The 19,498-nt window shown below is 47.3% G+C and carries 22 protein-coding genes; 10 read left to right on the top strand and 12 right to left on the bottom strand.

Annotation, left to right across the window (positions count from 1 at the left end):
• Positions 1-41: 41 nt before the first annotated feature.
• Entirely contained in the window at positions 42-1,214 is a 1,173-nt protein-coding gene (locus AC2UZI_RS07665) for a tyrosine-type recombinase/integrase (protein WP_486943218.1), read from the bottom strand.
• Between the two features lie 139 nt (positions 1,215-1,353).
• On the opposite strand from AC2UZI_RS07665, the gene AC2UZI_RS07660 reads away from it, so the two are divergent.
• The 3 genes from AC2UZI_RS07660 to chrA all read left to right on the top strand — a co-directional run bounded on the left by AC2UZI_RS07660 (position 1,354) and on the right by chrA (position 5,104).
• The gene (locus tag AC2UZI_RS07660) at positions 1,354-2,403 is read left to right on the top strand and encodes a DNA-binding protein (RefSeq protein ID WP_486943217.1); all 1,050 of its coding nucleotides are present in this window, start codon (positions 1,354-1,356) and stop codon (positions 2,401-2,403) included.
• A gap of 72 nt (positions 2,404-2,475) precedes the next feature.
• The gene (gene purT / locus AC2UZI_RS07655; RefSeq protein ID WP_486943216.1) at positions 2,476-3,678 is read left to right on the top strand and encodes a formate-dependent phosphoribosylglycinamide formyltransferase; all 1,203 of its coding nucleotides are present in this window, start codon (positions 2,476-2,478) and stop codon (positions 3,676-3,678) included.
• Positions 3,679-3,898: 220 nt separating this feature from the next.
• Complete coding sequence (gene chrA / locus AC2UZI_RS07650; protein ID WP_486943738.1) at positions 3,899-5,104, top strand: chromate efflux transporter; 1,206 nt, start codon at positions 3,899-3,901, stop codon at positions 5,102-5,104.
• 21 nt (positions 5,105-5,125) lie between these two features.
• On the opposite strand, the gene AC2UZI_RS07645 is transcribed toward chrA, so the two are convergent.
• Positions 5,126-6,025, bottom strand: coding sequence for a LysR family transcriptional regulator (locus tag AC2UZI_RS07645; RefSeq protein ID WP_486943215.1), 900 nt, complete (start codon positions 6,023-6,025; stop codon positions 5,126-5,128).
• 115 nt (positions 6,026-6,140) lie between these two features.
• Here AC2UZI_RS07645 and AC2UZI_RS07640 point away from each other — a divergent pair, with 115 nt between their 5' ends.
• The 3 genes from AC2UZI_RS07640 to AC2UZI_RS07630 are packed head-to-tail and all read left to right on the top strand — an operon-like array spanning position 6,141 to position 7,853.
• On the top strand, positions 6,141-6,680 hold the full coding sequence (locus AC2UZI_RS07640; protein WP_486943214.1) for a cytochrome b: 540 nt from the start codon (positions 6,141-6,143) through the stop codon (positions 6,678-6,680).
• A 1-nt stretch (position 6,681) separates the two neighbouring features.
• On the top strand, positions 6,682-7,239 hold the full coding sequence (locus tag AC2UZI_RS07635) for a YceI family protein (protein WP_486943213.1): 558 nt from the start codon (positions 6,682-6,684) through the stop codon (positions 7,237-7,239).
• A 32-nt stretch (positions 7,240-7,271) separates the two neighbouring features.
• On the top strand, positions 7,272-7,853 hold the full coding sequence (locus tag AC2UZI_RS07630; RefSeq protein ID WP_486943212.1) for a YceI family protein: 582 nt from the start codon (positions 7,272-7,274) through the stop codon (positions 7,851-7,853).
• Positions 7,854-7,906: 53 nt separating this feature from the next.
• On the opposite strand, the gene arsC is transcribed toward AC2UZI_RS07630, so the two are convergent.
• Positions 7,907-8,251: an arsenate reductase (glutaredoxin) gene (gene arsC, locus AC2UZI_RS07625; protein WP_486943211.1), complete on the bottom strand. Its 345-nt coding sequence runs from the start codon at positions 8,249-8,251 to the stop codon at positions 7,907-7,909.
• A 106-nt stretch (positions 8,252-8,357) separates the two neighbouring features.
• Here arsC and AC2UZI_RS07620 point away from each other — a divergent pair, with 106 nt between their 5' ends.
• Together AC2UZI_RS07620 and AC2UZI_RS07615 are read left to right on the top strand one after the other, a co-directional pair.
• On the top strand, positions 8,358-9,056 hold the full coding sequence (locus AC2UZI_RS07620; RefSeq protein WP_486943210.1) for a glutathione S-transferase N-terminal domain-containing protein: 699 nt from the start codon (positions 8,358-8,360) through the stop codon (positions 9,054-9,056).
• An 11-nt stretch (positions 9,057-9,067) separates the two neighbouring features.
• The gene (locus tag AC2UZI_RS07615) at positions 9,068-9,865 is read left to right on the top strand and encodes an RsiV family protein (protein WP_486943209.1); all 798 of its coding nucleotides are present in this window, start codon (positions 9,068-9,070) and stop codon (positions 9,863-9,865) included.
• Between the two features lie 58 nt (positions 9,866-9,923).
• Here the strand turns inward: AC2UZI_RS07615 and AC2UZI_RS07610 are convergent, their stop codons facing one another.
• The 5 genes from AC2UZI_RS07610 to mltG form a co-directional block, all read right to left on the bottom strand.
• Entirely contained in the window at positions 9,924-10,715 is a 792-nt protein-coding gene (locus AC2UZI_RS07610) for an ankyrin repeat domain-containing protein (RefSeq protein WP_486943208.1), read from the bottom strand.
• A 223-nt stretch (positions 10,716-10,938) separates the two neighbouring features.
• Positions 10,939-11,709: a TatD family hydrolase gene (locus tag AC2UZI_RS07605; RefSeq protein WP_486943207.1), complete on the bottom strand. Its 771-nt coding sequence runs from the start codon at positions 11,707-11,709 to the stop codon at positions 10,939-10,941.
• Between the two features lie 23 nt (positions 11,710-11,732).
• Entirely contained in the window at positions 11,733-12,764 is a 1,032-nt protein-coding gene (gene holB, locus AC2UZI_RS07600) for a DNA polymerase III subunit delta' (protein WP_486943206.1), read from the bottom strand.
• Positions 12,761-13,393 carry a dTMP kinase gene (gene tmk / locus AC2UZI_RS07595; protein WP_486943205.1) on the bottom strand — a complete coding sequence of 211 codons (633 nt, stop codon included), beginning with the start codon at positions 13,391-13,393 and terminating at the stop codon, positions 12,761-12,763. The genes holB and tmk overlap by 4 nt, the downstream gene beginning before the upstream one ends.
• 9 nt (positions 13,394-13,402) lie before the next feature.
• Positions 13,403-14,413, bottom strand: a complete 1,011-nt coding sequence (mltG, locus tag AC2UZI_RS07590; protein ID WP_486943204.1) for an endolytic transglycosylase MltG — start codon at positions 14,411-14,413, stop codon at positions 13,403-13,405.
• A 154-nt stretch (positions 14,414-14,567) separates the two neighbouring features.
• On the opposite strand from mltG, the gene ygfZ reads away from it, so the two are divergent.
• Positions 14,568-15,518 (top strand): CAF17-like 4Fe-4S cluster assembly/insertion protein YgfZ, encoded by a 951-nt coding sequence (gene ygfZ / locus AC2UZI_RS07585; RefSeq protein ID WP_486943203.1) that lies wholly within the window; start codon positions 14,568-14,570, stop codon positions 15,516-15,518.
• Here the strand turns inward: ygfZ and AC2UZI_RS07580 are convergent.
• From AC2UZI_RS07580 to AC2UZI_RS07570, 3 genes are read right to left on the bottom strand one after another with little or no spacing between them, the layout of a single operon-like run.
• A complete protein-coding gene (locus AC2UZI_RS07580; RefSeq protein WP_486943202.1) occupies positions 15,508-16,629 on the bottom strand; it encodes an enoyl-CoA hydratase/isomerase family protein in 1,122 nt (373 codons plus the stop codon). The genes ygfZ and AC2UZI_RS07580 overlap by 11 nt on opposite strands.
• A 16-nt stretch (positions 16,630-16,645) precedes the next feature.
• Positions 16,646-17,008, bottom strand: coding sequence for an RnfH family protein (locus tag AC2UZI_RS07575; RefSeq protein ID WP_486943201.1), 363 nt, complete (start codon positions 17,006-17,008; stop codon positions 16,646-16,648).
• A gap of 3 nt (positions 17,009-17,011) precedes the next feature.
• Positions 17,012-17,446: a type II toxin-antitoxin system RatA family toxin gene (locus AC2UZI_RS07570; RefSeq protein WP_486943200.1), complete on the bottom strand. Its 435-nt coding sequence runs from the start codon at positions 17,444-17,446 to the stop codon at positions 17,012-17,014.
• 59 nt (positions 17,447-17,505) lie between these two features.
• Here AC2UZI_RS07570 and smpB point away from each other — a divergent pair, with 59 nt between their 5' ends.
• A complete protein-coding gene (smpB, locus tag AC2UZI_RS07565; protein WP_486943199.1) occupies positions 17,506-17,979 on the top strand; it encodes an SsrA-binding protein SmpB in 474 nt (157 codons plus the stop codon).
• A gap of 34 nt (positions 17,980-18,013) precedes the next feature.
• Here smpB and AC2UZI_RS07560 read toward each other — a convergent pair whose 3' ends face one another.
• A complete protein-coding gene (locus AC2UZI_RS07560; RefSeq protein WP_486943198.1) occupies positions 18,014-19,309 on the bottom strand; it encodes an NAD(P)/FAD-dependent oxidoreductase in 1,296 nt (431 codons plus the stop codon).
• Positions 19,310-19,498 lie beyond the last annotated feature (189 nt).

Here is a 19,498-nt window from a genome sequence, read left to right as displayed (position 1 = left end):
GGCCCATTAACGAGGGGGCCTTATCAACTTTTGGCAGCGTTCTACCATTTGATTTTATGTGACGACTGCGTCGCGTCATGACGTTGGTCGTCAGCGCTGTGCAAGTAGCGGTTTGTTGTATTTATCGAGCCATGCCCCAGTGTATCGCGCACATGAAGTAAGTCCACACTATTCTCAAGCATATGCGATCCAGCGGTATGTCGAAGCCAGTGCGCCGAGGCTTGTTCGATATGCTGAGCTTCGCCCTCGTAGTTGGAGCCTTTAGCCCGAACACGTTCTGCAGTTTGAGCAAATATCTGTTTTACGATCAAGTGCAGGGCGGCCCGGGTGAGCGCTTTACGTTGTTTCCCAATAGGAAGTACTAGCGGTGTGGTTTCATTGGTTAAAGGGTATCGGGCTAACCCCTTGAATTCTCTATAGTTTGCGAGTTCATGCATCAATTCTGTGGTGGCGGGTACCGTGCGCACACGCCCACCTTTACCATTAATATCCATCCACCAGCGCACAAGACCATCGTGGTCGCGTCGGGAAAAGAATGATCCCATTGTGTTGAGTGATACCTCGGAAACTCGCAGGCCTGTTAGATAGAGGAGGGTAAAGACCCATCGAAATCGCAGATAGTGATCGCGTTGTCGATCATTGTCGCGCGGTAGGCTTTCAATGGTGAGTTTGACCTCGCTCCAGTCGTCTTCATTCAGATATCTAACTAAACGAGCCTGCGGTTGTTGAGATCGCTGTCGACTTAGAGCGAGTGGGTTGCCCGCTAAATATCCAGCGGCAACTAACCACGTGAACATGCCATGCAGAATGGTCAAGGCTTGCCGCCGGCTTGATAAGGAGAGGGGGCCAACAAAGGGACGCCATTCAGGGTGTGAGCGTCCAACCTTTCTGGCGTCACCCAGGACCCACCGATGTGCGGGCTGCGGGTTAGACAGAAAATACTGGTATTGCAGCATATCTTCGTGAGCCAAAGAGGAGAGGGGTTTGCCTAGCTCTAGGTTAGACCACAACAACAAGCGCTCGGCTTCTTTGCGATATGAGGCAAAAGTATTTGGGCTTTCTGCATAAGCAGCTAGCCAAGCTTTGATGGCTGTTGCGTCGTCTTGAGCCGTGACAAGCTTTGGGGTGTCTGTCGCACGATTACTGCCTTGAGAACCGTTTAACTCGGGAGAAGATAAAAAATACTCTAATGCCACCACAGAATTCATTTTCATAGCCACAACAAAACCTAAACACAGAAACTCGTCATAATCTTGACATTATAGCAGTAATGTCAAAAAATAGAATTCATATGTAGTAAATCTAATATAATACGTTGTATTATTAATCAATACTTCTTCCCTTTTAAATAAAATGACAAGTCCTTACGATACAAACGCGAAATTAGAAGATGACGTAGAACAACTGCGGTTGCGCTTCACGGTGACGCAAGAGTTATATCGTGAAGTGGCGGCGTTATTGTTTTTTAGGTACGGCATCACGCCAACTGCCAATAAGCTCTACCAGCTTGTAAAGAAGGGGAGCATGAGCGCCCCAGCACAAGCGCTTCAACAGTTCTGGCAAGATCTTCGCGAGAAAAGTCGTGTCCGCATTGGCCATGCGGATATTCCAGAGATGCTTAACGAGCAAGCAGGCGAGTTCATCTCTCAGTTATGGAATGAATCCATTAAACAGGCTCAAATTAGCTATCAGGATTTCTACGATCAAGCTAAGGAAAAAGTTGAGCACGCCTCGGCAGCGTTAGAAACGGCTAAGCTCGCCCTTCAGGATAAAAACAACCAGCTACGGCACACGCTTGAGCAGCTTTCCGCGTCACAACAACAAGAGCAATTGCATAAGGAAGAAATCGCCGCCCTGCGTCAGACGCTGCTTCACTCACAGCAATCTCATCAGGCTTTGCTTGCTGAAAAAGAAACACTTGGCGCTACGTTGCAAACACAACAAGCTCAATTCACCTCAGATTTAGATAACTTACAGAAATCAATAGCACTGACTGAAGAACGCGCTCGAGCAAGCGAACGTATGGCGCTATTGGAAATCGATAAAGAACGCTCTTTGCGCACTAAAACAGAAAAAAATCTAAACCAAACGATCGAACAGCTGCACGCTGAAAACAAAGCGCAAAGCCTGTCATTGCAACAGCAGCGAGAGACGAATGCAGTGATAAACCATGAGCTTGAGGCGTTGCGTAAGCAGTTAGAAAAAGCGGATTATCGTCGAGACAGCGTCGAAGTCGAATTAACGCATCTACAGAAAGAGTTGGCTAAACATCAGACTCAACTGGCCGTTATCAAACAAGAAAACACATTTTTGAGTCAAAACAATCAAGATCTACAGCAACGTTTGGCCCAAGAGCAAGAAAAACGTCGAGTCGTGTTGCCACGTAGGCACCGTTATGAATAATAGGCTCGCCATGCTGTAAACTTCATGTTTTAGAAATTTCATGGCCAGACGTCGGCTATTTCGGAGTACAAAATGAAAGCTTTAGGAACACCCTTAAGCCCAGCAGCAACACGCGTTATGTTGCTAGGTGCTGGCGAGCTAGGTAAAGAAGTCATCATTGCTTTACAGCGACTAGGGGTGGAAACCATTGCTGTTGATCGATATAGCAACGCCCCTGGGCATCAGGTCGCTCATCGTTCATATACCATTGATATGAGTGACCCCGATCAACTTCGTGACTTGATCGCGAAGGTGCAACCTGACTTAATCGTTCCCGAAATTGAAGCGATTGCTACGCCGGTGTTAGCCGAAGCTGAACGTACCGGAAAACTGCGTGTCGTTCCGACGGCCAGAGCTACCCAGTTAACCATGGACCGTGAAGGAATACGTCGCTTAGCAGCCGAGACGCTAGGCCTACCTACCAGCCCTTACGAGTTTTGTGAAACCGAAGAAAGCTTGCATACCGCTATTCATACCCGTATTGGTTACCCATGTGTGATCAAGCCGCTTATGAGCAGCTCAGGGAAAGGGCAGAGCAAAATTGATGGCCCTGATGACATATCTGCGGCGTGGGAGTATGCGCTTGAAGGTGGTCGTGTCAATCAGCAACGTGTCATTGTGGAGGGTTTTATTGATTTTGATTACGAAATCACCCTGTTAACCACGCGAAGCCTGCAGCAAGACGGAACGGTTCGTACTGATTTTTGCGCACCCATTGGTCACAAACAACTTGATGGCGATTACGTAGAAAGCTGGCAGCCTCAGCCCATGAGTGAAAAAGCACTGGCGTCTGCACAACACGTCGCGTTGACCATCACGCAGAATTTAGGTGGTTTGGGCTTGTTTGGCGTTGAGCTTTTTGTAAAGGGTGATGAGGTTTGGTTTAGTGAAGTCAGCCCGCGTCCGCACGATACTGGCATGGTAACGATGATTAGCCAATGGCAAAGTGAATTCGAATTACATGCTCGCGCGATTTTAGGTCTACCTGTTAACACGGCGTTGAGAACACCCGGCGCTAGCGCGGTCATTTACGGTGGTGTTGATACCGACTTTGTAGCGTTTGAAGGTGTGCATGAGGCCTTGGCAGTTCCTCAAAGCGACTTACGCCTTTTTGGTAAGCCGCAAAGTTTCGTCAATCGACGTATGGGTGTGGCGTTGGCATACGATGATGACTTGGCTACGGCCCGAGAGAAGGCGCAACAAGTGGCTTCATCAATACGAGTCCGTACAGCCTGATTTTTCTAGCCATTTTCTGCTAATCAATGAACGACGCAAAAGTTAAGCACTAACAGACGTACCAGCGCTTAACTTTTGTATGACTCAACGCATTCCATTTCCATTACTTTACATAATATACATTATGCGTATTATGGATGGTCCATAATAATGGCTTCATAATACGGGTGTTTAATAGAACGCTTCATCTTTCCATCGGCTTTCTCTTATTATGACGCCTATGCCTCGGCCTGCCCAACCTGATCGAAGTGTTTGGTCAGTATTCTTTATCTTTCTTCGATTAGGTTTGACCTCGTTTGGCGGACCGGTGGCTCACTTAAGCTACTTTCGCGATGAGTTTGTTCATCGTCGCCATTGGCTAAGTGATGAAAGTTATGCCAGCTTAGTTGCCTTCTGCCAGTTTTTACCAGGGCCTACGAGCAGTCAGGTTGGTATTGCCTTGGGCTTGCGACGATTAGGCTATGCGGGAGCCTTTGCGGCGTGGGCTGGGTTTACACTGCCATCAGCAACGTTGCTTACGCTGTTTGCATTAACGTTGAGCACCCATGGCGAACTGATCCCTTCAGAGGTACTGCATAGTTTGAAGGTGGTTGTAGTGTCGGTCGTTGCGCATGCTGTTTGGAGTATGACGCGCGCATTATGTACCGATGTCTTACGTATCAGCATGATGATGTTTGCCGCTGCTTTTGTGCTGTTAATACCAACGGTATGGACCCCTATTTTGGTGCTCGTATTGGCTGCTGTTATAGGCTTATTGCTGCTCAGACCAGAGGCAAAGCCAATGACCACAGCAGAGTCCTTGCCTATTACGCATAGAGCCGCTCTACGCTGGATGTTGCTGTTCTTCATACTATTGATAGGTTTGCCCTTAGTCTCCGCTTGGTATGAAGGCCCCGTCCTCGCCACCATTGACGCCTTTTATCGGGTGGGGTCACTCGTTTTTGGTGGTGGGCATGTTGTTTTACCGTTGCTGCAATCCGAAATGGAACACCTAGGTTGGGTTAATCATGACGTGTTCGCTGCAGGCTATGGTGTTGCACAAGCCATGCCTGGCCCCCTCTTTTCTTTTGCCGCGTTTCTTGGTGCTTCTATAGGGCAAACTGCAATCAGTTGGTTACAAGGGTTGATTGCTTTGTTTGCTATTTTTGCGCCCTCCTTCCTTTTACTGTTTGGGGCCTTGCCGTTCTGGGATGCACTCAGTCATAACGCGAGGATGCGAGCCGCGCTTAGTGGCGTCAATGCGGCCGTAGTGGGCCTGCTGCTCGCCGCGTTATATCAGCCAATTTGGGTCAATGCGATTTATCAGCCACATGATTTTGTCTTGGCGTTACTGGCTTTTTTGGCTTTAGCACGGTGGAAACTACCGCCTTGGTTGGTGGTTAGTGCTTGTGTGGTAATCGGCGTTGTACGTAGTCTGGTATGGTAGTTAACGGCTAACCGCAGCAACCTAATATTGACCAATGGCTTTTAATGCAACCGGCAAATGGGTTGATAAATACTCCATTAATAGCCGAATGCGCTGCGGAATATAGTGATTAGTGGGTAGTACGGCATAAACCCCGATTTCTTGCTTGCCGTAATCGTCAAGCACCACTTCTAGATCGCCTCTTTCTATATAGCTATGTGCAATAAAGGTAGGTAGGCTAACTAAGCCTAGGCCGCGAGAAGCAGCCATGGCTAAGGCATCCCCATTATTGGCACGAATTCGTCCTGATGTCGGGTAGTAAGTGAGTTCCCCATCAACCTCTAGCCCCCATCGATTATGGTTTTGATATTGCAGGCAGATGTGGTTGGTTAGATCGGATGGGTGCGTAGGTCGGCCCTTTTCTTCATAATAAGCGGCCGAGCCCACAATCACTATTTTACAAGTGCTTAGCCTGCGTACGATATCACTGGAAGCGGGTTCAGAGGCCACTCTGATGCTTAAGTCGTAGCCCTCTTCAATCAAGTTCACTAAATTATCGCTGTAGTCCAACTGCAGCGAGACCTCAGGAAACTCTTCGGCAAATTGCATTAAGATTGGCGAGAGGCAATTTACGCCAAAACTGATGGGAAGACTTAGTCGGATCATACCCTTAGGCGTAAGCCGCTCTTCCATGACTTCCGTTTCAGCGCTTTCGACCAAATCGATCACCGCCCTGCATCGCTCGAGATACAGCCTACCCGCAGAGGTTAAGGATTGACGGCGAGTGCTACGCACGATTAATTGCACCCCTAAGTGTTTCTCGAGTGCAGCGATTTGCCGTGTTACGACAGATCGGTCAACGCCCTGCTGTTGCGCTACCGCAGCAAAGCTTCCTAATTCTGCAACACGGACGAAGAGGTACATCGCATCAAGTCGGCTCATTGTTGAGATTATAACAATAGTTAGTTGTAAATATGAAGCTATTTATCATCAATCAAAACGGTTAAAGTATGACTTATTCAAGTTAACCATCACTTTTATTTCGGTTGAGAGACTTATGAGTCAACGTTATTCCCTGTTATCGCGGCTAGTGCATTGGCTAATGGCAGTGTTGCTTATTGCAATGCTGTGTTTAGGTTTATATATGACGGGCATGGCGCTTTCTCCTACCAAGTTGCAGGTGTATTCCTGGCATAAATGGATCGGTGTTAGTTTGTTCTTTTTGCTTGTGTTGCGTCTTGTCTTACGCATCATTCTACCCGCACCAGCTCAACCCACGCACATGGGATCTACGGCGCGTTTATTAGCAGTTGGGGGGCATGTTTTGCTTTATCTACTCATGCTTATCATCCCGTTATCGGGATGGTTAATGAGCTCGGCCAAAGGCTTTCAAACTGTATGGTTCGGCTATATTCCCCTACCTGATTTGCTAGAGAAAAACCTGCCGCTTGGTGAAGCATTGGTGCTAGTGCATCAGTGGGCTAACTATATCTTTATCGCCATGATCATTGGCCACGTGCTTGCAGCGCTAAAGCACCAGTTCATCGATCAAGATCAAATATTCAAACGAATTTCCTTGTTATCAGCAAAGGACTGACATGAAAAAAACGATATTAGCAGCATTCTTATTAAGTACCGCCCCGTTGTTAAGCGTAGCAGCCAATTACAATAGTTTTGTTCCCAGTGAAAGTGAAGTGACCTTCTCTTATCAGCAGATGGGGGTCTCATTAAACGGTGAGTTTAACGAGTTTAATGGTAGCTTAAATTTTGATACTGAAAACCCACAATCTGCCAGTGCGACGGTAAGCATACCGCTCGCTTCAGTTGATACAGGTAGTGCTGAGGGCGATGAAGAGGTAGCAGGAAAGGCGTGGTTTAATCTTCAGGATTTCCCTACGGCTGAGTTTGAAAGCACAAACATAACGCCTTTAGACGATGGAAGCTTTGAGGTAAGTGGAAACTTAAGCATCAAAGGCACGTCTAAGCCCATTGTCTTTCCAGCCACCTTCAGTGAAGGCGATGGCCAAGCTAAGTTTGAAGGTGAGTTTACGATTCAACGAGGTGACTTTTCGATTGGTGAAGGCATGTGGGCTAAGCACGATATCGTAGCCAATGATGTCACCATTCATTTTGTGCTGTCAGCACAATCAAATTAATTATTCGTTATTAACTAGGAGCATTTATTCTCATGTTTAAAAAAATTGCGCGTGTCTCTACAGCAGCTATTTTGGCCACCACTTTTAGCGCAGCCGCATTGGCCGCACCGGTGACCTATAACATTGATAGTAGTCATACTTTCCCCCGTTTCTCATACAATCATATGGGATTGAGTACTCAGCTAAGTCGTTTTGATCAGGCAAGTGGCCAGGTCGTTCTTGACCTTGAAGCCAAAACGGGTGAAATTAACATTGAAATTGATACGCGTTCCGTAGCCACTGGGTATGCTGATTTTGATGGTCATATTCAGGGCGAAGACTTTCTGAACACAGAAGAGTTTCCTACTGCAACCTTTAGCTCTACCAAGGTTAACTTCGATGGCGATACTCCCGTATCGGTGGATGGCGATCTCACCATTAAGGGTGTGACTAAGCCTGTGACTTTTGAAGTTACTCATTTCGCCGCTATGCCTCACCCCATGCTGAAAAAAGATGCCATCGGCGTTGATGCTAGCGTTGTGATTAAGCGCTCTGACTTTAATGCGGGTAAATTTGCTCCAGCGGTTGGTGACGATGTGACATTAAGCATCGCATTAGAAGCTATTGCTGAATAAAAGTACGTAGCACACACATAGAAAAGCGGTCAGCTCTTAGCTGACCGCTTTTTTTATAGAATTTCTTCGACGATAGTCGCCGGCCTACATAAACGAACCCCTTTCTCTGTGATCACAATAGGACGATTCATAAGCACAGGGTGGTCAACCATCGCGTCTAACAGTTGATCCTCACTTAAGCTGTCATTATCAAGTCCAAGCTCAGTATAGAGTGCTTCATGGGTGCGCAGTAACTCACGAACTGTTAAGCCCATTTGTGGGATAAGTGCTTGTAACTCTGTTTTACTGAGCGGATTCGTTAAATACTCAATAACCTCGAGCTCTAAACCCGTTTGCTGTAGACGCTCTAATGCACCGCGCGAGTGGCTGCAACGAGGGTTATGATAGATTTTTGCCATAGCCAATATCTCTCTATATAGTTAAGGGGAAATGAAGGTATTGTAACCATCACGTCGATGGCTACGACCTTCGATGTCTCAGCGTTTAATGGTTAAAAGGAATCACATGATTGATCTTTACTACTGGACTACCCCTAACGGTCATAAGATCACGTTATTTTTGGAAGAAAGTGGGCTGCAATATCAAATAAAGCCCATTAATATCGGAGCCGGTGATCAGTTTGCGGCTGATTTTCTAAAAATCGCACCCAACAACCGTATTCCAGCCATTGTGGATCATGCTCCTAGCGATAAAGGCGAGCCCCTATCGGTTTTTGAGTCGGGTGCGATTTTGCAATACCTTGCTGAGAAAACAAATTCGTTTTTTGGCACAGATTTGCGATCACGTACTCGTGTTTTAGAGTGGCTCAATTGGCAAATGGGCGGATTGGGCCCAATGGCAGGTCAAAATCATCACTTTTCAGGTTATGCCCCCGTCAAAATTGATTACGCCATTGATCGCTACGTTCGAGAGACAAGTCGCTTGTATGGTGTGCTTAATAAGCACTTAGCCAATCACGAGTACATCGCTGACTCGTACTCTATTGCTGACATGGCCTGCTATCCATGGGTTGTTTCTCATGGAAAACAAAGTCAAAATCTTAATGACTTCCCCCACCTTAAGCGTTGGTATGACTTGATTGCCGCACGACCTGCCACACAGAGAGCCTATGCCGTAGCAGCAACCATCAATACCGCACCGTCTGTTAATGACGAAGAGTCGAGAAAAATACTGTTTGGACAAGATGCCTCAACGATCAAGTAAGGAACACGCAAATGCAGGCTAATGTATTAAGTTCGTATTCGAGGTTGGGCGCATCCTTAGTTGTGATGCTTGCCCTTACAGCTTGCGCGAGCTCGGGCAGTAAGGACATTAGTAAAATACCCAGTCAAACGGCTGATATCACACGCTCTGATGGCGCTTTTATACAGCCGCTGAAGTGGGAAAAAACCAAAGAGCAATGCAAAGGTAGCTGCCCGAAAATTAAAGTGGATAGCTTAGTGTTTCCAGGCAATCAGCCTCTTACGACGTTAGTGGATGCTTCCCTTGCGTCAATGACAGGCGTTGGAGATGGCCCTATCCATCGCTCAATCGCCGATTTTGAGTCGTATTTTTGGCAGACGGCTGGGCCTAGAGACGAGGTTATCTTGGCCGCTACGGCTCGTTATCGAAACAGAAATCTAACCGTTATCGAACTAGTTTCTTGGCAGTATTTTACGGGTGCCGCGCACGGTATCGGTGCGACACAGTTTATAAACTGGGATAATCAGCAGGCGAGCGTGTTGAGCCTTGATGACTTGCTTGTATCGGGTCGCAAGGCCGCATTTTTTGATGTGTTAAAAGGCGAGCATCAAAAATGGCTTTCGACGCAAGACGACGCGATAGAAGATATGGCGCAATACACTCGTTTGTGGCCATTTCAGCCGTCAGAAAACATCGCTTTAACCGATACTGGAGTCGTTGTTAAATATGATGCCTATGCCATCGCACCCTATTCTTCTGGTCAGCCAGAAATCGTTATTCCCTACGGGCAATTAAAAGGCATTTTAAAGCCGAGCTATTTGCCAAGATAGGTCTGATTGGTTCTTAGCATAACGCCCAAGTGTTTTTTATCGCTTGGGCGTTTATTGCTTATGGGCTCACCGGTTCATCAAAACGTTTTAAATCAAAATAACGATTGCTGCCTGTGGGGGCATCGTTCTGTGATGTGTTTGAGCTAGCCCGAGCGGGCTTGCTGGGTTCGGGTTCGTTAATCGCGGGCGCATGAATACGACGCTTGTATTCATCTAAAAAGCTGGCTAACCGCGTATTGTTCTTTGATCTTGCCCAATCAGCAGCATCAAGATTTTGTAGGTTAACGGCATTAACGTCAGCCCCGTTTTGTAGCAATAATTCGGCCGTAGCGCGGCTACCGGATAAGCCAGCCATCATCAATGGTGTTGTGCCATCGGGCGCAGGAGAATTCACCAGCGCCCCTTCGCTCAATAGCAATTCAGCAGCTGCAGTATGCCCTTTTGAGGCGGCATAGTGCAATGGCGTCCAGCCAAGTCGTTTCACCTGTGCGCCTTGCCGAATGAGCCCTTGCATACGTTCGGTTTCGCCCAATACCGCTAAATACATTAACGGCGTTTCATCATGGCTATTGGTGACTTGGACGTTAATGGATTTTTGTTGACGTAATAAGTCATAGGCGTTCCAAGATTGATGCTGAATCGCCATCATAATAGCGGGTTGCCCATCTGCCGTTTTGATATTGGGGTCAGCCCCCGAGGCAAGCTCTTGTCGTAATTGCGATGCCCTATCATTTTCTATGTGATTCCACCATGAACCACTTTGAGCGTGCACAGTTAGCGAGAAGAACAGCCCTAAAAAAGCGAGGCTGTAAACGATATAGCGTAAAAAATATGCTCTTGCGTTAACCATTCTTCTATTCCGTTTATCCGTTTTAAATCAATATCTTATGGTTATAACTTAAAGGTAAATATTTATTTGTCTGATTTTCCGTTAAAAATCAATATATTAGAGTCTATTATTAAAGTAATTTATAAAATTGGTTGTTATCCAATAAATAACTTTAAAATCAGCTACTTATAGGAATAACCCACTGTGAATTGTCAGCATACTTAATGCTACTTCTAACTTTAAGTTATACGTCCAACTTACTGAAAAGACGATAGAAATTAGCTGTGGTTGCGCTAGCTACATCGGCTAAACTAATTCCACGTAGCTCAGCGATTTTTTCTGCTACATGCACGACGTATGACGGGTCATTGGTTTTACCTCGATATGGTATCGGAGCAAGGTAAGGCGAGTCCGTTTCAATCAGTAATCGATCCAGAGGCACTTTAGTCGCTACCTCTTGCACTTCTTGTGCATTTTTAAAGGTTACGATACCCGAGATAGAAATATAAAAACCCATATCAAGCGCTGCCTTTGCCATTTCCCACGATTCGGTAAAGCAGTGCATCACACCCCCTGAAGCCCCAGCGTCTTCTTCTCTCATGATCCGTAACGTGTCATCAACGGCTTTGCGGGTATGAATAATCACAGGTAGGCCGCTTACTTTCGACGCCTGTAAATGGATGCGAAAGCGCTCGCGTTGCCAGTCTAGGGGTTCAGATTGATAGTGATAGTCGAGCCCTGTTTCACCGATTGCGATGACTTTAGGGTGTGCTGCCCGCTCAAGTAAATCGGCAATAGTTGGTTGGTCTACGCTGTCGTACCCTGGATGGACGCCAACAGAGGCATGCAAATGATCATGCTGCTCTACTAATTGCATCAGTCTAGGCCAATCACCCAAAGTCACGCTGACAACGAGTGCTCTTTCGACTTGATTTCTTTGCATTTTGGACAGGATTTCCGTTAAGTTTGCACTTAAGTCGGGAAAGTCTAAATGGCAATGAGAATCTACAAACATAAAAAACCTATAAGTATTAGTGCTTAAGCTCGGGGAGCGACGGCTTGTTTCACTCGATCGAGACTGTGATGCACAAGCAGCTTTGCATTTAAGGGGTGTGTTGCCCAGCGCTGCTGTTCGTTTAACCACTTAAGAAGGTGACTGAGTGGTGCGGGTAGACTTCGCTGAGCCAGTACGCTGTTATACGATACGAGTTCAGGAAAATAGCGCGCCGGAGCTTTCATTTGTAAAAGCGATATATCGAAAAAATTTTGTTGTAGCGCTTGAAGCCAGACAGGCGTTGCTTCTTTTTCTAATTGATCTGCAACCGCAGCAAAATCAAAGTTAGGGTGTTGAGCTAAGCCTTTAACTAAGCTTTCTAACCACAGCGGATAAGGTTGGTCTTGGGTGGCGGCCAAACGTAGCGCCGCTGTTGGCCCTCCACCCGCAGCAGCCAGCCAAGCAGAACGGCGTTCACCTAACGTGGGCTCTAACCAGCTTAAGCACTGTTCTTGTTTGGGTATGGGCAACGGTAGACGCCGACAACGTGACAAAATGGTGGGTAATAATCGATCTGGGGCGTCAGCAACCAACATAAATAACGTATTAGCAGGTGGCTCTTCTAATACTTTTAGCAGTGCGTTTGCCGATATCACGTTAAGTGACTCTGCTGGATACAGCACCACGACGCGAAACCCGCCGCGATGCGTGGCGGTATTAAACCAAGAATGTAACTGACGTAACTGCTCTACACGGATCTCTTTAGACAGCGTTTTTTTACTGTCAGCTGCACTCATGCCCTCTTCGGCTGCTGCTACCGTCTCAGGCCTAATTAGGCGCAAATCAGGATGATTACCGTGCTGGCACCACAGACAAGCGTCACAAGTACCACAGGCCAGATGGTTGATAGGTTGCGTGCATAATAGTGAGACCGCTGCTGCCTTTGCGAATTGAGTTTTTCCTACACCACTGAGGCCATGTATGAGCCAAGCATGAGCGAAGCGCTCTCGTTGGCCGAGCCACTGTTGAGCAATGTCGACTTGCCAAGGATAAAACTCAGTCGGTTTATCGTTCATGACACTCCACAGTAAACGGATTGCAAGGTCAGAAGATCTTTCTTTAATTCGTTCTGAATGGCAACAACGCTTTGGCTGCTATCTACAATCTTAAACCGCATTGAGTGCTCGCGGGCGCGCTGTAGGTAAGCGGCTCGAGTACGCTCAAAAAAGGCATCGTGCTCTCGCTCAAAACGATCCAGATCTCGACTTTTCATTAAGCGAGCTTTGGCAACGTCGAGCGGCAAGTCAAACAGCCACGTGCGATGGGGTTGAAGTTGTGGATGCACCCACCGCTCTAATGCCGCGATGGCGTCTGACTCTAATTGCCTTCCGCCTCCTTGGTAGGCAAAAGTGGCATCGGTAAAACGATCGCATAATACCCACTTACCTTGTGCAAGCGCGGGTTTAATAACCTGCTCTATGTGTTCGTTTCGAGCTGCGAACATGAGCAATGCTTCGGTTCTAAGGTGCATAGGCTGATGCAAAAGCAGCTCGCGTAAGAGCTCACCCAACTCGGTTCCTCCCGGCTCGCGAGTGCACACAACAGTGTGTCCCAATTGCTCAATTTGTTCACATAGCCATTGAATATGCGTGCTTTTTCCGGCACCATCAACGCCTTCTAAACTTAAAAATATACCAGTGCTCATACGCATTAATTAGTTCCGCCGCAATATATATTTGGACACGGCTCGATTGTGGGCGGCCAGGTTTTTAGAAAACTCGCTAGTGCCATCCCCACGCGACACAAAATAATAATAATCGTGTTTCTCGGGGTTTAAGGCAGCTTCTAACGCTGCTTTCCCAGCATTCGCGATGGGACTTGGGGGCAAGCCATTTCGAGTGTAAGTGTTCCAGGGCGTATCCGTTCTTAAATCCACTCTACGGATTCTTCCTTGATACTTTTCTCCCATACCGTAAATAACGGTAGGATCCGTTTGTAACGGCATCCCTATACGTAAACGATTGATAAATACGCCTGCGACGCGTGCCCGATCAGCACTATGCCCAGTTTCTTTTTCAACAATAGACGCCAAAATTAGTGCCTCGTATGGCGTTTTTAGTGGCAAATTTGGTGCGCGCTGTTCCCAAAGTTTCATCAGTAGCTCGTCTTGAGCCTGATGAGCACGACGTAAAATATCGTAATCGGCTGTGCCCGGTGTAAAGACATAGGTATCTGGGTAAAACAGCCCCTCCGCATACCTGTGTTCTATGCCTAGGCGTTTTAACAGCTCTGCATCGTTGCTTTCAGTCAGTGTCTGGCGAACGTTGGGGTCTTGTCTCAAGACCTCTCTTAGACGTTGGTAGGTCCATCCCTCGACAAAAGTAAGACGAGCTTGGGTCATGTCACCGCTTACCATCCGCTCAAGCAGCGACCACAACGTATCGCCTCGTTTTGCTTCATAAGCGCCAGCTTGTAAGTGTTTATCTTTTTCAGAAAATCGTGCAAGTAATACGAAGGCATCAGGGTGAAGGTGGATACCTGAAGCCGTCATGGTCGCGGCAATCTTACGCGGCCCACTGCCCTGTTCTACCACATAGTCAGCAATGTCGTGCTCCATTGGTACAGGGCGATGCATTATCCACCACCAGCCGGTGGCAATAATAACGAGCGCTACAATAACTAAAAATGATAGGCTAACGAGAATAATACGTGCGGTTTTTTTCATAAGGGCTACAGTGTAAACCGTACTGGGGGTTCAAGGTAATCAGCGTAGTCATTTCTAGCGTAGGGCCTTGGCTGAACTTTTTGACGTTGCTCGTTATCATAGAGACATTCCTCTCTCTCCAATGCTTTGAAGTAGCATCTCATTGACTTAAATTATGAAATTTTCTGATCTTCACAAAATAGTGTTGCTTAGTGATTACGTTGTGCTCGATGCCATCGGGTCAGACGCATTCTCTTTTTTACAGGGACAACTAACTTGCGATTTAGAAGACCTTGCAGCTAACGCCCTTGTTGGGGGTTACTGTGGTGCAAACGGCCGTTTGCTTGCGACCGTATGGGTTTGGCAACACCCCGTTGAACCCTTACATTTTCGCTTGTTGGTGCACCGTAGTCTAGGCGAAGCTTTACGGAAAAGGCTGAGCATGTTTGTGCTGCGGTCAGACGTGACTTTTAAGCTTAGCGACGCTGGCGTATACGGTGGTTATCATGATGGGCCTAGCTCAGCACCACATCAGTCTTACTCTGTGACTCAAGATGGTAATACGACCTTGATACAAGCGCCATCTGGCGAGCAAAATGCACAGCGCTGGTGGGTAATAAGCGCCGAACCGATTGACGAGGCCAGTACTAGCCTTGATGATGCTCAAACCTGGGACGCAGAAACCTTGCTAGAGGGTGTCCCTCACCTTCAATTGGCCACACAAGATTTATTTATACCTCAGACACTGAATCTAGAGTTAATCGGCGGCGTGAGCTTTAGCAAAGGATGTTTTCCTGGCCAAGAGGTTGTGGCTCGTAGCCATTACCGTGGCACGATTCGACGACGCAGTGCATTGTTTACCGTAGCCTTGAACGACACTGAAGCCGCCGAGCTTTTGACCATGGGGGCCGACCTATTTTCAGCAACTGATTCTGAAGCCGCAACGGGACGGGTCATTAACTACGCGAAACATGGCGAACACCATGTCGTCTTGGCTGAAGTGATGCTGGCTGATATCGAGGAAATGGAATACCGTTTAGGTAGCTCGCAAGGTCCGCGTTTAACGAAGCAAGGGCTGAGTTACGATATTTTTGAGCAACGGGAAAACGTGCGGCCTAAGTTGTAAGGCTAAACGTATCTTTGCCAGTCCAGCGAGGCTGGCAAAAAAGCTCGATCACATCCTGATCAATCGTTGAGCTGTAACGCCATTTGGGTCGTTTATCTTTATCAATCAATCGAGCCCGTACTCCCTCTTTAACGTCGCCCTCATCGCAACACATCAATGACACCCAAAAATCGCGCTGTAGCGTCTCTAGTACGCTAGTGCGTCGGTTATGGCGTAATAACCACCAGGTGATTTCTAACGAGAGCGGCGAGGCTTCGCGAAGTAACCGTAGCCCTGCCTCAAGAAAAGCGTTTGGTTTCTGTTGATGGCTTTGTTCTACCTGTTCCAAGAAGCCCGCTACCGTGTCATGGCATGCCAATTGACGTAAGACATCGAAATGGGTAGCTATCGAAGAAGGTTTACTAAAGGTAGAAGTTGTTAAGTCGTGAAAGAGACGATTAAGATTTGCCGCTGCACTGATGTCATCAAGGTAGTTTAGCGTGCCCAGTTTATGCAGAATCGTTTCAACCTCGTGCTCAATGTATAGATCCGCTAAACCTAAGAAATAGCAATCTTGCCCGCTAAGTGTCGTGCCAGTTAGCGCAATAAATTCGCCTACCCCTTGTGGTAGACGGCTTAACAGCCACGTTCCGCCCACATCCGGATACAGACCTATGCCTGTTTCAGGCATGGCATAACGCGTACTGGGAAAAACAACTTTATGACTGGCTCCCATAAACAACCCTACCCCGCCTCCCATGATGACGTGATGCCCTAATGCAACGATGGGTTTGGTGTAGTGATGAATAAGAGCATTGAGTCGGTACTCTGCGTTAAAGAAACGATAAGCGTAATGGCTCGGGTCAAAAGCAGACGTAGAGTCGTCGGACATGGCTCGATACAACGCGGAGACATCGCCTCCCGCGCAAAACGCTCGATCTCCCTCGCCTGTTAATACGACGAAAGCAATTTGAGGGTCTTGCTGCCAATGGCGTAGCTGAGCATCGATTTGAACAATCATGTCCAGATTAATACTGTTTAACGCCTTCGGGCGGTTTAGCGTGATCGTGCCGAAGCGTAGGCGACTGTTTTGTAGTGGCGAAGTACGGGCGACGATTTCGATAACATTCACCTTTTAAAATCGTTTCTTAGCGATTAGCAAGCATTCGTGAGGCAGCACTTACGGGTTTGTTGCCTCGCTCTTTTTCTAATTTATTGGCTCTGTGCTCAGCGCGTCTACGGCGCGACTCCATGGGGTCAAAGACCAAGCTACGGTACAGCTCGATACGATCGTTCTGACCTAGCACCCGATTTGCCGCGACTTGCTCACCATAAATACCATAAGGTAAGTTTTGAGTTTCAGGCAGAGTTTGGTATATCTGACTGGCGTGCAGCGCTTGTTCAACCGTACTGCCTAAAGGCAGCGTTACGTGTTGCTGCCACTTTTGTGTCGGAGACAAGTACAATATCTCTACAACTAGGCTTTCGGGTGTAGTAATTGATGCGCTCATGGCTTAGTTATCGTAAAGGTCATGAGCACGCCGCGTAAACGAGTCAATGAAACTATTGGCAACGCGATTAAAAATGGGACCTACGACCATTTCTAATGCTCTACTCGAAAACGCGTATTCCATTATAAAGATAACTTTACACCCGTCTTCGCCCAATGGTACGAACTCCCAATCGCCGGTCAATGCTGAAAAGGGTCCGTCCACAAGTTTCAATTTGATTCGGTTCGGGTATTCATGTTCATTTCGAGTCGTAAAGCTTTGTCTGACACCCGCGATGCTGATGGTTACACTGGCTTCCATGCCGTGCTCATCACGATGTTTCACGGTTGACCCACCACACCAAGGCATAAACTCGGGGTAGCGGTCTACGTCGGCGACTAAATCAAACATTTGGGCGCAACTAAAGGGGACTAGAACTGAACGTTTTACTGTATGCATCGATAAGGGGATAATAGATAAATGTATCGATTTTATAATAAAAGGCTGGTCATTAATTCATGAGCATTGTCGACAACCGCAAAGCAAGACACGATTACTTCATAGAAGAAACTTACGAGGCTGGGCTAGTTTTACAAGGCTGGGAAGTTAAAGCGATTCGTGCTGGTCACGTACAACTTGCAGAAAGCTACGTCGTTATTCGGGACGGTGAAATCTGGGTTATAGGGATGCATATCAGCGCACTTCCCACTGCCTCGTCCCATATTGTCCCCGACGCAGCCCGCACACGCAAACTTTTATTGAAAGCCGATGAGATTAGTAAGCTAATTGGAAGAGTAGAACAGCGCGGGTACACGCTTGTACCATTAAACCTACACTACTCTCGCGGCAGAGTAAAAATGGATATTGGGCTTGGTAAAGGGAAAAAAGCGCATGATAAACGGGACACTTCCCGCGATCGTGACTGGGCTCGCGAACAAGAGCGCTTGATGAAGCACAATACCAACCAACGACGAGCTGAGCTTGCCGATTAAAAAGAAGGGGCCAATCGGCCCCTTTTCATTTGGGTTAGTGTAATTTGACTCGTGGTGCCGAGCGCTTTAAAAACAGTCGACCTAACGCCAAAGAGGCGGTACGTACTATGCCCAACACCGCCATATGGTGCATAAGGTGTAGGCTCATGTACATGGTTCTAGCCACCAAGCCTTCGACAAACCAACTTCGTCCTTGAAGCACCCCCATCAAGCTACCTACCCCTTTACTGTGCCCCACCGACACAAGCGAGCCGTAGTCTTTATACTCAAAGGCCTTAGTTGACATGCCAAGACCACGTAAACGTTGTCCCAATAACATAAACAAATAGCTTGCTTGTTGATGGGCGACCTGAGCACGAGCAGGCAGATATTGTCCTTCGACCTCGTCAGGTGCTTGAGCGCAGTCTCCGATAGCAAAAATGTTGGGGTCTTCGGTACGCAACTGCTTATCAACAACGATTTGATTGATGCGGTTGACCTCTAAACCCAGTGTATTTAAGAAATCGGGAGCCTTAATGCCTGCGGCCCACACACATAGGTCGGCATCATAGCGTTTGCCCTGAGCATCCAGTAGATGATCAGATTGGACCTCTGCGACTTTCACATTCGTGCTGACTTCGACCCCACGATCACGTAATAGCTGTTCGGCGCGGGATGATAACTTCTCTGGGAGTGCAGATAATAAGCGATTAGCCCCTTCAAGTAGCGTAATAGCGATATCACGGGCAGGATCTAAGGTATTCATGCCATAAGAACGCAAACTGGCACTGGCTTCGATAAGTTCGGCAGCCAACTCAACACCAGTCGCCCCACCGCCTACAATAGCAATACGTACGGGACGACGATCATTGCCATCGACCGTTCGCGTTAGCTCATGCAGTAATCGTAGACGGAAGCGCTCGGCTTGCTTGGTAGAGTCTAGGGTGATTGCGTGTTCAGCTGCACCCGGGGTATTAAAAAAATTCGACTTGCTGCCTACTGCCAGCACCAAAGTGCCATAGTTAATGGTTCGTTTGGGAAAAATTTCATCGCCAATACTATTATGGACGGCAGCTAGCGAAATGGTTTTATTGATTTTATCGAGTTGCTGCATTTCGCCTGGTATGAATGTGAAGCCACAGTCTCGCGCCAGCATAAAATAAGATAAACCTTCGCGATGGATGTCGAGCGTGCCTGCGGCTACCTCGTGCAACGATGGTTTCCAAATATGGTCGTCATCTTTGTCAATTAAGTACACACTTTCAGGCCCGAACTTACGTCCGAGTTTAGCCGCTAATTCTAGGCCGCCTGCTCCACCACCAATTATGACTATAGGGCCTACTGTTTTCATGCTTTCCCTCGTGAGTTTTCGTTTACTTACAATACCATTGAACGCTTAGTAAAAGTGTTAGGTTAATTAATGAGGGTTATGCTTATAGCGAAATGAATGGTGCGAAACACCTAAAATGGTTAGCTACGAAATAAGATGTTTTCTTTCTACTAAAAAGCCGTTTCGTAGCGGTTTGAACTGTGGGTTTCT

The organism is Paenalcaligenes sp. DL 463, assembly GCF_057475185.1.
Note: the sequence above shows the minus strand (reverse complement) of the source record. Positions and strands in the feature narration are given on the sequence as shown.